15 protein-coding genes are annotated in these 14,854 nt (G+C 65.5%); 8 read left to right on the top strand and 7 right to left on the bottom strand.

Annotation, left to right across the window (positions count from 1 at the left end; translation table 11 throughout):
* The first annotated feature begins 114 nt into the window (after window positions 1-114).
* From ABD104_RS06465 to ABD104_RS06450, 4 genes are all read left to right on the top strand, one after another.
* Complete coding sequence (locus ABD104_RS06465; RefSeq protein ID WP_087837828.1) at window positions 115-561, top strand: MaoC/PaaZ C-terminal domain-containing protein; 447 nt, start codon at window positions 115-117, stop codon at window positions 559-561.
* Between the two features lie 30 nt (window positions 562-591).
* On the top strand, window positions 592-1,731 hold the full coding sequence (locus tag ABD104_RS06460; protein ID WP_343927284.1) for an acyl-CoA dehydrogenase family protein: 1,140 nt from the start codon (window positions 592-594) through the stop codon (window positions 1,729-1,731).
* A 67-nt stretch (window positions 1,732-1,798) separates the two neighbouring features.
* Window positions 1,799-2,779: a Bug family tripartite tricarboxylate transporter substrate binding protein gene (locus tag ABD104_RS06455; RefSeq protein WP_087837826.1), complete on the top strand. Its 981-nt coding sequence runs from the start codon at window positions 1,799-1,801 to the stop codon at window positions 2,777-2,779.
* A gap of 280 nt (window positions 2,780-3,059) precedes the next feature.
* Complete coding sequence (locus tag ABD104_RS06450; protein WP_343927283.1) at window positions 3,060-3,719, top strand: FABP family protein; 660 nt, start codon at window positions 3,060-3,062, stop codon at window positions 3,717-3,719.
* 90 nt (window positions 3,720-3,809) lie between these two features.
* Here ABD104_RS06450 and ABD104_RS06445 read toward each other — a convergent pair whose 3' ends face one another.
* From ABD104_RS06445 to ABD104_RS06435, 3 genes are all read right to left on the bottom strand, one after another.
* Window positions 3,810-4,805: a Bug family tripartite tricarboxylate transporter substrate binding protein gene (locus tag ABD104_RS06445; protein WP_343927282.1), complete on the bottom strand. Its 996-nt coding sequence runs from the start codon at window positions 4,803-4,805 to the stop codon at window positions 3,810-3,812.
* Between the two features lie 102 nt (window positions 4,806-4,907).
* Entirely contained in the window at window positions 4,908-5,768 is an 861-nt protein-coding gene (locus tag ABD104_RS06440) for an amidohydrolase family protein (protein ID WP_132979880.1), read from the bottom strand.
* Window positions 5,765-7,180, bottom strand: coding sequence for a phenylacetate--CoA ligase family protein (locus ABD104_RS06435; RefSeq protein ID WP_132979881.1), 1,416 nt, complete (start codon window positions 7,178-7,180; stop codon window positions 5,765-5,767). Before ABD104_RS06435 ends, ABD104_RS06440 begins: the two co-directional genes overlap by 4 nt.
* A gap of 133 nt (window positions 7,181-7,313) precedes the next feature.
* Here ABD104_RS06435 and ABD104_RS06430 point away from each other — a divergent pair, with 133 nt between their 5' ends.
* The gene (locus ABD104_RS06430) at window positions 7,314-8,138 is read left to right on the top strand and encodes an IclR family transcriptional regulator domain-containing protein (protein WP_343927281.1); all 825 of its coding nucleotides are present in this window, start codon (window positions 7,314-7,316) and stop codon (window positions 8,136-8,138) included.
* Between the two features lie 159 nt (window positions 8,139-8,297).
* On the opposite strand, the gene ABD104_RS06425 is transcribed toward ABD104_RS06430, so the two are convergent.
* The gene (locus ABD104_RS06425; protein ID WP_165963173.1) at window positions 8,298-8,444 is read right to left on the bottom strand and encodes a hypothetical protein; all 147 of its coding nucleotides are present in this window, start codon (window positions 8,442-8,444) and stop codon (window positions 8,298-8,300) included.
* A gap of 126 nt (window positions 8,445-8,570) precedes the next feature.
* Between ABD104_RS06425 and ABD104_RS06420 the strand changes: the two genes are divergently transcribed.
* Window positions 8,571-10,766, top strand: a complete 2,196-nt coding sequence (locus ABD104_RS06420) for a PKD domain-containing protein (protein ID WP_343927280.1) — start codon at window positions 8,571-8,573, stop codon at window positions 10,764-10,766.
* Window position 10,767: 1 nt separating this feature from the next.
* Window positions 10,768-11,454: a cohesin domain-containing protein gene (locus ABD104_RS06415; RefSeq protein WP_132979884.1), complete on the top strand. Its 687-nt coding sequence runs from the start codon at window positions 10,768-10,770 to the stop codon at window positions 11,452-11,454.
* 35 nt (window positions 11,455-11,489) lie between these two features.
* Here the strand turns inward: ABD104_RS06415 and ABD104_RS06410 are convergent, their stop codons facing one another.
* Window positions 11,490-11,795 (bottom strand): hypothetical protein, encoded by a 306-nt coding sequence (locus tag ABD104_RS06410; RefSeq protein ID WP_343927279.1) that lies wholly within the window; start codon window positions 11,793-11,795, stop codon window positions 11,490-11,492.
* Window positions 11,796-11,979: 184 nt separating this feature from the next.
* Here ABD104_RS06410 and ABD104_RS06405 point away from each other — a divergent pair, with 184 nt between their 5' ends.
* The gene (locus tag ABD104_RS06405; RefSeq protein WP_087837820.1) at window positions 11,980-12,699 is read left to right on the top strand and encodes a hypothetical protein; all 720 of its coding nucleotides are present in this window, start codon (window positions 11,980-11,982) and stop codon (window positions 12,697-12,699) included.
* A gap of 131 nt (window positions 12,700-12,830) precedes the next feature.
* Here ABD104_RS06405 and ABD104_RS06400 read toward each other — a convergent pair whose 3' ends face one another.
* Complete coding sequence (locus tag ABD104_RS06400; protein ID WP_343927278.1) at window positions 12,831-13,727, bottom strand: hypothetical protein; 897 nt, start codon at window positions 13,725-13,727, stop codon at window positions 12,831-12,833.
* A 100-nt stretch (window positions 13,728-13,827) separates the two neighbouring features.
* A complete protein-coding gene (locus tag ABD104_RS06395) occupies window positions 13,828-14,748 on the bottom strand; it encodes a LysR family transcriptional regulator (RefSeq protein WP_087837818.1) in 921 nt (306 codons plus the stop codon).
* Between the last annotated feature and the right edge of the window lie 106 nt (window positions 14,749-14,854).

The raw sequence follows: 14,854 nt of genomic DNA, 5'->3' as shown, positions 1-14,854 counted from the left end.
TTGCTCCGGACGCTTTTTCACCTGCCGATCAAATAATTAAAATGAAATTAGACTTTTAAAAACGAAATAAGAATCTAGAATTCGGCCATCCGCTCGAATGGAGGCCCGGATTCGATGATTACCCAGCCTTTCGACGAACTGTCCCTGGGCCAGCGCCGCCGCTCCGGCGGCCGCACCATGACCGAGACGGACGTCGTCAATTTCTGCGGCCTGACCGGCAACTGGCTGGCCATCCATGCGGACGCGGAGTTTTCCAAGCGATCTCTTTACGGCCAGCGCGTCGTACAGGGCGGCCTGGTGTTCGTGGTCGTGAATGCGTTGCTCGGTTTCGATTCGAGCGTCGTCGAAGCCTTCTACGGCGTGGACAAGCTGCGTTTCCTCAAGCCTACGTTCATCGGCGACACCCTGCATGCCGAGAGCGAAATCATCAACCTGCGCGACAAAGGCGAGAGGCACGGCATCGCGACGACGAAGCTCGTCGCGGTCAACCAGCGCGACGAAACCGTGCTGAGTTGCGAGTTCAGCCTGCTCGTGCGGCGCCAGCGCCTGCCGGCCCAATGATCATTGCCATCTTTCCATCGAGAGAACGACATGGATTTCCTGAACGAAGAGCAGGTCTTGTGGCGCGACACCGTCGCGCGCGTGATGGAGCAGGAGATCGGCCGCGAGTATGTGCGCAAGTGCGACATTGACCGCGCCTATCCCTACGAAGCCTATGAAAAAGTGGCCAAGCTGGGCTGGCTGCGCCTGCTGATACCCGAGGACCAGGGCGGCGATGGCGGCACGATCTTCGACTACGCATTGATGTGCGAGGGACTGGCGCGCTATGGCTTCGACTTCGCGACGGCTTTCATGGTCGCGACGTTCACCGGCATGAACATCGTCAAGTTCGGCACCCCGGAGCAGAAAGAGCGCTATCTTCCCGCGTTCATGCGGGGAGACCTGCGTTTCTCGATCTCGATCTCCGAGCCCCAGGCCGGCTCCGACGCGGCGTCGACGCGCACGCGGGCCGAGCCGCGCGACCAGGGCTGGGTGATCCGGGGCCAGAAGCTGTGGTGTTCCGGCGCGGCGGCAAGGAACGTGGTGATCGCGATGCTGGTGCGCACAGACAAGGAAGCGAAGAAGCACAAGGGCCTGTCGGTGCTGCTGGTGCCCAACGACACGAAGGGGCTGGATATCCGGCGCCTGCCGACGATGGCGCGCCGCGCCACCGGTACCACCGAGATATTCGTGGACGACGCATGGGTGCCCGATGCCAACATGTTGGGCGAGCCGGGGGACGGCTGGCGCATCATCACCGATCATCTGGAGCTCGAGCGGATAGCCGTGTCGGCCGCCTACGTCGGCAACGCGCAGCAGGCCGTCAGCGATGCCCTGCGTTATGCGCACGAGCGCATCCAGTTCGACCAGCCGATATACGACTTCCAGGTGATCCGCCACATGCTGGCCGACATGCAGACCGCGGTCGACGCGTCGCGCCTGATGGTGTATCGCGCCGCCGACATGGCCTCGCGGGGCTTGCCTTGCTCGCGGGAAGTCAGCATGGCCAAGCTGATGGCGTCCGAGACCCTGCAGACGGTGACGCGCCAGGGCATGCAGATCCTGGGCGGACACAGCATGCTGCCCGAGTCCGACATGGAGCGCTATTTCCGCGAGGGCATGCAATCGACCATAGGCGGGGGAACTTCCCAGATCCAGCGCAGCATCATCGCCAAGGCGATGCGCATGTGACTGCCGGGATGCGGTCCGGGCGGTCACCCGCCGGACGTGCACGGACGGACACCAAAGGAGACACGACATGAGAACGATCCAGAAATTGCAGGCGCTCGTGCTGGCGGGGCCGCTGGCCCTGGCCGCCTCGCCGCAGGCGCAGGCCCAGGCCGGGAACTTCCCCAGCAAGCCCATCACCATCGTCGTGCCGTTCGGCGCCGGCACGACGACGGACCTGGCTGCCCGCTTCCTCGGCAAGCACATCACCGAGATCACCAAGCAGCCGGTGATCGTCGACAACAAGCCCGGCGCCAGCGGATTCATCGCCTTGCAACACGTCCTGCGCCAGCCCGCGGACGGATACACCATCGTCGTCGGGACGAATACGACGCATGCCGCGAACCTCGCGCTCTTCAAGAAGCTTCCGTACGACCCCGTGGCGGATTTCGTGCCCATCACCGCGATGATCGTGGGTGGCGTGGTACTGACGGTCGCGCCCGGCGCGCCTTACCAGAACGTGCAGGAGCTGATCGCCGCGGCCCGGAAGAATCCCGGCAAGCTGACGTTCGGCTCCGGCAATTCCTCGTCCAGGGCCGGCGGCGAAGTGCTCAAGGAGCTTGCCGGCATCGACATCCTGCATGTGCCGTACAAGACGCTGCCGTTGGCCGTCACGGACGTGATGGGGGGGCAGATCGACATCGTGTTCGGCGACGCGCCGGCGGTGATGCCGCACGTGCGCGCGGGCAAGCTCAAGGCCCTGGGCGTGTCCACGCCCACGCGCATGCCCGGCTATGAGGACATTCCGACGATAGCCGAGCAGGGCGTTCCCGGCTACGAGGCCAGCGGCTGGCTGGCGGTGTTCGCGCCCAAGGGTACCCCGGACGACGTCGCCGACAAGCTCAACGCGCTCATCGTTCCCATCATGCGATCGCAGGAGGCCGCCCGGTACTTCGGCGACAACGCATGGAAGCCGATTGCGGGAACCCGCCAGGAGCTGGCGGAGTTCCAGAAAGTCGAAATCGCCCGATGGACGAAGCTCGTCAAGGCGGCGGGCATCGAGCAGCAGTGACGGGGAGGGGGACCGGCCGCCAGCTGCGGGGGTAGCAAGAGCGGCAGATCGACACGGCAACGGGCGCCTGGGGACGGCCCATGTCCGGGCGGGTCTTCCGACCTACGTATAATCCGCCCATTCTGTTCTGTTGATCTTCGACCTCGCCCTGGACGCGATGTCCGGCATGATCGAATCGACCCTGCGCGAGATGGCCGGCGAGAAGCTGCCGCCCGAAGCCGACCGGCCGGACGCCATCGTGCTGAGCTGATATCTTTCATTCCCACCCCCTGGACCCACCATGGAAAACTATCCCAAGGACATCTATACCGAGCCGGAACCGGATGTTCACACGCTGGCCAACCTCGGGCCGCTGACCGGCATGGCCGGCATCTGGACGGGCGCGCGCGGGCTGGACATCAACCCCAAGGCGGACGGCCCCGAGAAGCAGGCGTTCATCGAGCACATGGAGCTCCAGCCCATCGATGCGCAGACCAACGGTCCGCAATTGTTCTACGGGTTGCGCTACCACACCCGCATCGTCAAGCCGGATGACGTCGAAACTTTCCACGACCAGGTGGGCTATTGGCTGTGGGAGCCCGCGACGGGGGCGGTGATGCAGACGCTGTCGATCCCACGAGGGCAGGCGGCGATGGCGGTGGGCCAGGCCTCACCCGACGCGCGGCGCTTCACGCTCCATGCCGTGCGGGGTTCGCTGACGAACGGGATCGTGTCGAATCCGTTCCTGGAATACGCATTCAAGACCGAGAGCTACACCATCACGGTCACGATCAACGACGACGGCACCTGGTCCTACGAGCAGGACACGATACTGGTCATCCCCGGCCAGGCGGAGCCGTTCCACCATACCGACCGGAACACGCTGCGCAAGATCGGCGAGCCCACGCCGAATCCCACGGCGCAGGCGGCTGCCAAGCGAGGGCTGGCCGAGGCGTCGTGAGAGGAAAAGCCGGTGACAGGGGGTATTGCCAGAACACCGTGAAAGACCGCAACACACACCGGGGGTAGCCTTCCCAGCGGACTCGGCCGCCTATTCCAGGCGAATACCCGCCTTGGCTGCCACGTCGCGCCATCGTTCCGTGTCGTGCTCGACGAAGGCCGCAAAAGCAGCGGGCGAGTCGGTGACTGGCGTTGCCCCGAGTTCGTGCAGTTTCCTGATGACGTCAGGTTGTTGCATGACTTGGGAGACCGAGGCCGCGATCTTCTGGACGATGGCCGCCGGCGTGCGGGCCGGAGCGAAGATGCCGACCCACGAGGGCGCATCGAAATCGGGAACGGTCTCGGCGATGGCCGGCAGATCCGGAGCCAGCGGAGTCCGCTTCAGGCTCGTGACCCCCAGTGCCCGCAACCGTCCCTTCTGGGCAAGGGGCCACACCGTGGTCATGTTATCGAATTCCACTTGCACCCGCCCGGACAGCAGGTCGGCCAGGGCCTCGCTGCTTCCTTTGTAGGGGACATGAGTCATGCGCGTGCTGGTCTTCAGTTTGAAGAGCTCGCTTGCCATGTGTACCGAACCGCCCGTGCCCGTGCTGGCGAAGTTGTAGCGATCGGGGTGCGCCTTCAGCAGCGCGATCAGGTCTGCGACGCTGTGTACCGGTAGTGACGGGTGAACGACGAGCAGGTTGGGAAACGTCGCTACCAGGGTGATGGGCGTGAAGTCGGCCAGGTTCTTGTAGGGCAGGTTGGCATTGACGGCCGGCGCCACCGCGTGGGTGGAAGCGGTGCCCATCAGTAGGGTGTAGCCATCCGGCGCCGCCGCGGCGACGTACTGGGAACCGATGGCTCCTGTCGCGCCAGCCCGGTTTTCCACGACCACGGGTTGGCCCCATTGGTCGGTCAGCTTCTGCGCCACCATCCGGGCCACGACGTCGGTGGCCCCGCCGGCCGGGAACGGAATGACCCAGCGTACGCTTTTTTCGGGAAACGTCCTGGCTTCATCCTGGGCTTGCGCGGCACCGTGGAGAGTCAGTCCGGCCAGAGTCAATAACAGGCCCGAGGCGTGGGCGGCCATTGCACGAGTTGTCATCATGTCTCCGATTATCTTTAATGTTTTCTTGAAGCGATGCTCGCCGTCGCGCGTCGCGTCGCTGACTGCCCGGCCCGGCGGCGCCTGGGGAACAGGGGCGTGTCAGCTCGCCGCGCCGAAATAGCGCGCGGCATTGTCGTGCAAGACTTTCTGCAGGACGGCCTCGGGATAGCCTTCGGCCTGCCAGTCGGCGATTACTTTTTCGTAGCGGAGGACGGGAAAGTCGCAGCCGAACATGATCCGGTCCTGCATGCGGCCGCGGATTTCTTTTTTCAGCGTGGGAGTGAATTGCCGCGGCCCCCAGCCGTGCAGCTCGTAATGAACATTGGGCTTGTGCAGCATGATGGCCAGCAGGTCGTCCTGCCATGGCCACGCCGGCCGGGCCGCGAGGATCTTCAGATCCGGGTAGCGCGCGGCGACCCGATCGATGTAGCGTGGATGGCCGTCCTCCAGGACAATGCCCTTGCCGCCAGGCAAGCCTTGCCCGATTCCTGTCAGACCGCACAGGATCATGACCGGTGCGCCAACGTCGATGGAGGCCCGGTAGAACGGTTCCCAGGCGGGGTCGTCGGCGGGGGTGCCGGTAACCTGGCCGTTCACACACAGCCCCACGAAGCCTGCGCCGCGTGCCAGGCATCGGTGGAACTCCTCGATTGCCGCGGGGCCGTGGCGGCGGGGATCGAACTGCATCCATTGGCCGAACATGACATCGCGATGGCGCTGCTGCACATCGAGTACATAGTCGTGATAGGGCTTCATTTCGGCCAGTGGCAATTCCTTGATCCACGATATGTCGAGGATCACGCGCGCGTTGTTGTCGCGGAAATACCGTGCCTGTTCGTCCTCGGTGAACAGCTTGAACGGCGTGCGCCAGATTTTTTCCTGCTGGGCGCGTTCGTCCTCGGTGCGGAACAGGTAGCCCTTGTCGGTGGCCCAGTGAGAATGGCAATCGAAGATGTTCATCGTTTGTCCTTCGGACGGTTGTCGATCAGTCGGCGTACTTTCGATGCGCTTGACAGGCCTGTCCGGGCATCCAGTTCGCCAGGCGCCACGGTCGTGACGGCAAGCTTGACGCCCAGCGCTTCCTTGAAGCGATCGGCAAGCTGGGCCGCCATGGTCTCTCTTTCGCGCCCGCCCAGGTCCGTTTCCACCAGCACGGTCATGTGGTCGCGGCCAGTGGCATCCTGGTCGACGATGCACAGGTATTCGCCGTTGGAGGAGGGATGCTCGGCCACCAGCGCGCCTATGGCTTCGGGAAAGACGTTGGTGCCGCGCAGTTTCACCATGTTGTCCGCCCGGCCGAAGATACAGGACAGGCGTCGGTGTGTGCCGCCGCACGGGCAGTGGCCCGGGACGATGGATGAAATGTCGTTGGAGTTGAACCGGATCAGCGGTGCGAAATGCTTGAACAGCGTGGTCTGAAGAATCACGCCGCGCTCGCCGTCGGCTACGGGCCGCAGCGTGTCGGGATCGGCGATCTCGAGAACGAACGCATCCTCAAAGATGTGCATGCCGGTGCGCTCGCTGCAGTCGGCGGCCAACGAGCCGCATTCGTTGGTTCCGTAGGTGTCGTAGACCGGCGCGCCCCACAAGGCTTCGAGTTCCTCGCGATCGTCCACGCCCAGGTGGACGATCAATCCCTTGATGCCGAGCGAGCGCGGATCGATGTGCAGTTCGTCGCGCAGCAGCAGCCCGATATGGCGCAGGTACGCCGGGAATGCGACGAGCTGCGTGGTTTTCCAGGTTTGCATGATCTCGATCTGCCGCCGAGTGGGCGTGACGGCGCCGGTCCCGGTCATGACCGGGACGGCGCCGGTGTATTTCCAAATGCCTTCCCTGGCAAGAAAACCTCCGTTCGATAAACCCAGCGACAGCATCACCTGGACAAGATCGTAGGGCCGCACTCCCTGCATATGGAGCCGGCGGCCGGTCAAGATGTTCATGACCTCGCGATCGCGGGGCGAGTACAGCATGGGGCGAGGTAGGCCCGTGGTGCCTCCGCTGGTCTGCATGACCAACGGCATGGGCGGGTCGCGGTCCGGATCGATGCCCATGAAGTCGCCCCAGGGCGGGTTGCGCGCGAGGGCATCACGCAGGTCGTGCACCGAAAACGGCGGAATGGCTGCAAGATCGCTTAGGGACCGGATGTGCTGCGGCTTGAGCCCGGCTTGGCTCCAATGACGTTGATAGAACGGGATCTGCCATGCGCGCTGCACCTGGGCGAGGAAGCGGCGTTCCTGCAATGCCCGGAGTTCTGCGGCCGGCATGCGTGCGACGCCGTCCTGGTATTCGGACGCCGTGGGAAATTCCTTCCATAGTTCCGGGAAGTCGAGCGATTCGTAATAGCGGGGAACTGTCGGCGCGGGTGCATTCATGGGGTCGCAGGGCGAGGGTTGACGAAAGGCTCTTCTTGTCTTGATGTTCGTTTATCGAACGAGTGTATCGATAAACGAACTATCCGGAACTATACAATTCGCTCAGAATCAAGGTCAAGAGATCGCCGCTGTCATGTCCGTCAAACCTGAATTGCCGCGCCCGCTGCCCCTGGCAACCCGAACGGGGGTTTCCTTCGATTTCCCCAAGTCGGAGTACGTGCTGTCGCTTGAACGCGGCCTCGCGGTGATACGGGCATTCAACGAAAGGCATCCGTCGCGCACGCTCTCCGAGGTGGCGCAGGCCGTGGGCCTGACGCGGGCCGCGGCGCGCCGGTTCCTGCTCACCCTGGGAGCGTTGGGCTACGTCGAGTCCGATGGCAAGTACTACTGGCTGCGTCCCCAGACGTTGGAACTCGGCTATGCCTACCTGGCGTCGGTACCCTGGTGGCGTTATGGCCAGCGCGTGGCCGACAGCGTGGCGCAGGAAACGGGCTGTGCCTGCGCGATCGGTGTGCTGGATCGCGATTCGGTGGCGTATCTGGCCTATGCGTTCGGCAATTCGACCCAGAGTCTGGTGCGCTCCGTCGGTACGCGCCTACCTGCCTATTGCACGGCCATTGGCCGCGTTCTGCTGGGAGCGCTGCCGGAAGAAGAGTTGGACGCCTACCTGGCCAGCGTACCGCTCGAGCGGCTCACGCCGCACACGGTGGTCGATCCGCAGGAGTTGAAGTCCGCCGTCAGGCAGGCTGTCGCGGATGGCTACGGCATCGTGGCGCATCAACTGGAGCCGGGCCTGTATTCCATAGCGATGCCGGTCCGGGATCGCCAGGGAGCGATGTGCGCGGCGCTGAGCCTGAGTTTGCGCGACGCACCCGGCAAGGGTGCCGCGCTGGCGCGGGATTACCTGCCCGCATTGAAGCGGGCAGCGGCCGACATCGCGTCAGCCTTGCCGGCCTGAGGGTGCGTTGGTGCACGCCAGGACGTTGCGGACCTGGTGCATGGCCGCCCCTGCATGGGCTGGATTGGAAACGGTTGCAAATCCGCTTTCCGTCGAGACCGTGGCAGGATCGCGATTGTTGCCGCCATCGCTAGATCGCCCGGGCTTTTTCATGAATTGTCATAAATTTCCGCGCCTGTATTGAATGTGAGCGCCCGCTACTTTTTGTAGCTTTTGAATCATTCCTGTTTCCAAGAAGACGTCGTATTTCGTTGCGATTCCCTCCCGGTGTTGCCAAACTTCGCCGCAAAAAAACGCATCATCCATGGGGGAATTCCGATGCAGGGTTCATTAAGCGGGAGCGCACGCCATCTGCTGGCTGCGTTGACAGGGGCGCTTGTCCTGACGTTGGCCGCGTGCGGCGGGGACGGGGCCAAGCCACAGGAGCCGCCGGTGGCAAGCACGAAAGCCGTCATCGAAGCGCAGGCGGCGCGCAGCACGGCCTCCGTGGGCAAGTCCGTCGACTTCAGCGTGTCCGCCGTGACGGACGGCACGAAGATCGACCAATACCGCTGGACGTTCAGCGATGGACAGCGAGCCACGGGGCAGCGCGTCTCGGCGTCCTTCGGCAAGGCGGGCCCGGTAACGGCCACCGTGCAGGCCATCTCGGGCGGTCAGTCCGTGGCCGAGGCCAGCGCCGCAGTCGTGGTGATGGATGCCGGTAACTCGCCGTATGCCGAATTCGGCATTCCCTCGAAGATCGGCAACATCGCCGGCAATGCGAAGCCCGGCCTGGTCGACGCCATGCGCCTGGGCCAGTACGTCGGGGGCCTGAACACGCTGGACGAGATCCAGGTCGCGCGTGCCGACATCAATCTGGACGGCAAGGTCGACGACGCCGATGTCGCGCTGGCCATGCAGGCGGCCGCCGCCGGCCAGGAACTGCCGTCGGCCCTGCTGAATCCCCAGGCCTATCCGGGAGCCGTGGTGGCGATGGTGTCGCCGGCGCTGTTGGATCCGGAAGCCCAGGTGGCCATCAAGGTGGACGGCGTCGCCTCGCCCCAGGTATTCCGCATGCTGCCGGGCTACGCGTCGTTCCTCGTTCCGGCCGGCCTGGCACGCAACGCGCAGGCGCAGGTCGTCGTGTCGGTCAACGGCGCGGCCAGCGAGACCCTGGCGCTGGACTTACTGGCGCCGCTCCAGCCGGCGGTGCCTGCGGCCCAGGACGTTCGCGCTTTCTTCGATCGGATCGATCGCCTGATGCAGGCGCAGCACGATGCCATCGTGGCCGAGCCGAGCGGCCTGAGCGCGCAGGACGCCGAGCAGCTGCGCAAGGTCGCGGCCGCCGGCCGCAGCGCCTTCGGCAACGCCAGGCTGGAGCTCGAGCGCGTGCTGGCCGGGCCCAATGGCGACACGCTGGCCAAGGTGTTCCAGAAAGCGCTGCTGGCCAACGGCATGCGCGAGTTCCAGGCCCAGAGCCAGGAGGTGCTGGGCAAGGTGTCCGCGAACGCCGCGGCCGGCCCCATGGCGGCCGCCATCTCGCCGGACCAGATCTGCGACTTCGTGCTGCCCGAGCTTTGCCGGCTGAAGAAGACCGCCGACATGCTGGGCGAGGCCTCGTCGATCGCCAGCGCGGCTTGCAGCGCGGTCACCGCCACCATCTTCATCGCGGGCGCGGTGATCCCCGCCGACGGTCCCGCCATCGAGATCGGCGCCGTGGCGGCGTTCGTGAAGTTCTGCGTGCCGATCAGCGCGACGCTGTCGGTGGCGTCCACCTTGGGCGAGATCGTCAAGCCCATCGATCCCAAGCTGTACCTGACCGTGAGTCCGCTCAGCCTGAAGCCGGGCGAGTCGGCGCTGGTCAAGCCGGAAGTGGCTTTCATCGGACTGCAGCATCTGTGCGGCATGGGTGCCAGCCAGGGGGCGGGGTACCTGGTCAAGCAGATCATCGGCAAGCGCGTGGTCGCGGGCATCCTGCGCAGCAATACGGCGGCTCGCACGCTGGCGGATTTCTTCGCGAAATATGCGGAGGATCTCTACGTGAAGCTGCTGGATGGCCTGGCCGATGCCGCCGGCAATGCGCTGGACGCCGCCGGCGTAATGGGCGCAATCGAGAGTTTCGTGACCAACCGCTGCGCGGTGGTGCCGGCGGGCCGGGCCACGATGCCGGCGAATCGCGTCCTGATGCCGTTGAGCGCGGACAAGGGCAGCTACAGCTTCAACTCGGACGGGACGGCGAACTACAACTGCCCGAGCGCGTCGCCCACGTCGGTCAGCACGGCCACGCTGGAGGCGTCGTGGCCGATGTGCGACGGATTGGGCAAGGCGACCGAGATCGTCGGGTGCAGCACGTCGGACGTCCTGATCACCATGGGAGACAACGGTTCAGCGCTGGACGACATCTTCGAGGTCATCGTCGCCGGCCAGACGGTACTGACCAGCAGTGCGCCGGTGCGCAGCGTTTCCGCTTCGGTGCCGATCCCGGGGGGGCAGACCGAAGTGCTGATGCGCGGCCTGGCCGCGCCGGACGGAGTCGGCACCTATTTCATCACCTTCAGCAGTAATGCGAGGGTGGTGGGCGGGGATTCCCTGTCCGGCAGCGACCTGACCCCGGGCGTGACCAAGCGATTCATCATCGAGGTGCAATGACATGCGTATTCGTTCGTTCATCCTCCGGTCCCTGTTGGCCGGTCTGCCGCTGGCGGCAGCCATGAGTGGCACCGCGCATGCCCAGTTCGTCGGCGATGCCTTCTTCGTCGATCCTTCGGTGACGGCCGTGACCGGCGCCGAAGGCGCCATACAAGTGGCCGTGTTCTCCGGCACCCAGGCGGTAGGGGCGGCCCATGCCACGGTTACCTACGATCCGGCGGCGCTGGAGATCCTGGCCATCGATCCCGTCGCGGCCGGCCGCGTCACGCCGGCGGTTCAATGGCGCAAGGACGGCAACGTCCTGCACATCGTGATGGTCAACGGCACGTCGCTCACGCAGCCCATCGGAACCGTGCCGCTGGGCAACATCCGCTTCAAGGTGCTGGGCCCGGCGCGGGCCACGACCACGCTCACGGCCAAGGCGACCGAGATCCTGATGCCGGATGCGACGGCCATTCCACCGGGCCTCAAGAGCTACGACGGCGAAGTGACCTTCGTCGAAGCGGTGGCCTCGCCGATGCCCCGGTTGGCTGGGCTGGCCCAGAAGTCATCGAGTCCCGATCTGGTGGAGCGGGCGCGGCGGATGCGGCCGGCCGGCGGTACGGTGACGCTGCAGGTCCCGAATGGGTCGGGGCAGGCCCAGCCTGTGGAGGTCCGGATACCGGCCGCCACGGTGCCGCGAGAGTAGGACAGAAGGAAGGTCCGAGCCGGCATCCCGCCGGCTCATCCAGCCGCCAGGCTGTCCAGCAACTGGAGGGCCAGGTACGCCAGCAGTGTCAGCACGAGGACGGCCTGGAACACAGCCACGAACCAGAACAGCAGGGGCGTTTCCCGGCGCCGGATGGTGCGCGGCGGAATGACGAGTTCCCCCTCGCGCAGCCCTTGCAGGTACAGAGGAAGAAACGCCAGCGGCAGGCATAGCAGGAGGGCCTGCATGAGTCTGTCGGGCAGCGCGATCCAGACTTGCTGCCTGGCCCAGGCGGCAAGCACGATGAGGACGAGCACCCCGCCGAAGATGGCCTGGCGCATGGAACGGCTCCTGGGAAGACCGGAGGATGAGGGAGTCTACCAGTCCCTGGCGGTTGCGCGCTTCGGTTCCCGGCACGGTGATGGTACGCTTGCCCGCGGCCGGAGTCCGACCGTGCGGGGGAGCATGGAAGATCGATGCACGGACTTGCCGGCCATATGCCAACAAGAACTGCGGAGACTTCCCGTGAACGTTTTTCCTCGCATCATCCCGCTAGTCTGTGGCCTGGCCATGGCCGGAGCCAGCCTGGCGGCGGATCCCGACCCATTGGGCATGCTCGAAAGCGCCAATACGCAGACCGCGCAGGTCCAGGCGGCGTTGGACTTCTGCAAGCGGGATGCGGGCCCGGTCGTCCGGGCACTGGACGGATTGATAGGGGCGGCCGGCCTGTCCTCGTCGCAGCGTGACAAACTGCGGCGCGCTTACGAACAGGCGATGCGCGACGAATCGGCCCGCATCGCCGGCATCGCGAACCAGAAAGGTTTTTCCCAGGGGGCCTGCCCGGCGGCGACGCTCGATACGCTGGACAAGCAGGCGCCGGTCATCGTCAAGTCGCTGGACGACATGCGCCGTGGCTGGCGGCCCGCCCCGGTCCAGGCCCCGGCGCAGAGCGCGCCTCCTCCCGCGCAGGCCGCCGACATCGCCCCCGGCAAGTACACCTGCTACACCTTCGATGCCGGTCAGCTGAACTACGCGTATACCGACGTCGTGGTGCAGAAGAGCGGCCAGTACGCGGTGGGTGCCAAGGGCGGCAGTTATCAGTTGAAGGACGGACGCGTCAGCTTCACCGGGCCGCTGTCCAACGCGAGCGGACGCTATGCGGTGAAGCAGACCGGCGTGCCGCAACTGGACCTGGTGTTCAACGGCGACAACCGGGCGTCGATGACCTGTCCGCGCGGGCGCTGAGCGCCGATCCGTGGCCGGTCAGCGTCTCCCCTCGGGCTGGCCGGCCGAGCTTGCCGCAGCCGGAGCCGCCGCGGCCGGTACATCGTTGCGCGCGAGCTCGGACGCCCCGGTTCGTGCCGGGGCGCCGGCAATCAGAACGGCTGCACCGTGGCCGACGCTTCGATTTCCGCGCCCTGGCTGCTCGAGCAGAACGACGGGTTGTACTGATAGACCCAGTTCGTCTTCGGAATGGCGGTGGGCGCCGTCCAGGAACTCATCTGGGTCATGGTGTTGAAGATGAGCTCGGAGCGCTGGGTGACCTTGTTGGTGAAGTCGCCGCCGCTGGCCTCGACCGTGAACGAGGCTTCGGCCACGACGGGCGTGGTGTCGCTCTCGTTGAGGTACCAGAGCGAGACGGTGAAATCGGCCCCTTGCTGGCCGAGGTCGCTGTCCGGGCCGTCGTAGGTCTTTTCCCAGATCGACAGGCCACCCACGACGACGAGCGGGTCGTCCCGCACGATGTCTAGGCCGGTCGCGACGGGGTAGAGGTCGGTGACGTCCTTCATCTTGTTCAGGTTCTTGCCGCTCGAGAAGTTCTGCTTGGTCGAGCGGGAATAGGCCGTGGCCGAGGCGGTCTTGTCCATCTCGAACTTGGAGTCGGCGCCGGATTCGCTGCCGGTGATGGTGACGCCCGCGGCCGCGGACTGGGAGGTCGAGCGGAACTTCAGCGTGGATTCGCGCTTGTCGCTGACGCGTTCGCGGAAGGAATAGGACTGCGCACGCAGCTGGCAGCTGCCCGGCGAGTCGTAGAAGCGCACGGTGCGCTCCTTGTCCTTGGCGAAGCTGCCGTCGATGCTGCGGTCGAAGCCGGCGGAGGCCAGCGCGGCCTTCAGGTCGGCCAGGTACGCGTTGGATGCGTTCTTGGGGTGGTCCGCGAACAATGCGGGCTTGAGCAACACCTTGTATTCCCGCGATGTCGGGACGTCGGCCTGCGCCGCTCCGACCACCGCCCACGCCGCACCCAGCGCCGCGATCTTCAGCCATGCCATGGTTTTCTCCTTTGTATGGACCTCGCGCCCGCGGGAATGATCGTCGGCGCGTGTGTCAGGCATGTGTCGGCCGCCTGGGCCGATGACGCGGCGGGCCGGGTCAGTCGATGGCCCGTGCCCACGGTTCGCCGACGAAGTGCGCCGTCAGGTACTCCATCAGCGCCTGCACGCGTGCCGGCCTGCCGCGTCCGGGCGGCGTGACCAGGTGCAGCGCGATGGGGTCCACCTGCCAGTCGTCCATGGCCGTTTCCAGCGCGCCCGACTGCAGGTCCTGCCAGGCCAGGAATTCCGGCTGCAGGGCCAGGCCGGCGCCCGCGCGCAAGGCGGGCGCCAGCGCCTCGGCATTGTTCACCCGCAGCGGCGTGGGCATGGCCTGGGTGAATTCGCCGTGGCGGGCATGGCGGAAGCGCCAGCTCGATCCGCCGCGCGCGTAGGCGTACTGCAGGGCGCGGTGCCCGGCGAGTTCGCGCGGGTGCCGGGGCCGGCCGTGCTGCTCGAAGTAGGCGGGGGAGCCGACCAGCAGGATGCGCACGGTGCACAGCCGGCGCACCAGCAGGCTGGAGTCGGCCAGCGTGGAGATGCGCAGCGCCAGGTCGAAGCGCTTCTCGATCAGGTCGACCTGTTCGTCGCTGAAGTGCACGTCCAGGGTGACCTCGGGATAGCGCGCCATGAACGCCGGCAGCACCGGCGCCACGTGCGAGATGCCGAAGGACATGGGGGCCGTCATCCGTATCGGTCCGCGCGGGCTGCTGGACTGCTCGGTCACTTCGGATTCGACGGCCTCGCCTTCTTCCAGAATGCGCGAGGCGCGTTCCAGGGCGGCCAGTCCGCTTTCCGTCAGCGAGATGCGACGCGAGGTGCGATGGAACAGCACGGTCTTCATCCGCCCTTCCAGGCGCGAGACGGCCTTGGAGACGGTGGCCTGCGACAGCGACAGTTCGGCCGCGGCCCGGGCGAACGAACCGGTTTCGGCCACCTTGGCGAAGATGGCCCAGGCTTCCAGGTCGGGGAGTCGGCTCATGGATGCGTTTCCGGCGTGTGGATATGTTGACCTAAAAAATGGAAAGTATGGTTTTCAATTAATTCTATTTCAATCATGTCGGCAAGTTTCTATAGTTCTCTTCATC

The sequence above is a fragment of the Pigmentiphaga daeguensis genome, assembly GCF_039523035.1.
GTDB lineage: Bacteria > Pseudomonadota > Gammaproteobacteria > Burkholderiales > Burkholderiaceae_B > Pigmentiphaga > Pigmentiphaga daeguensis.
Note: the sequence above shows the minus strand (reverse complement) of the source record. Positions and strands in the feature narration are given on the sequence as shown.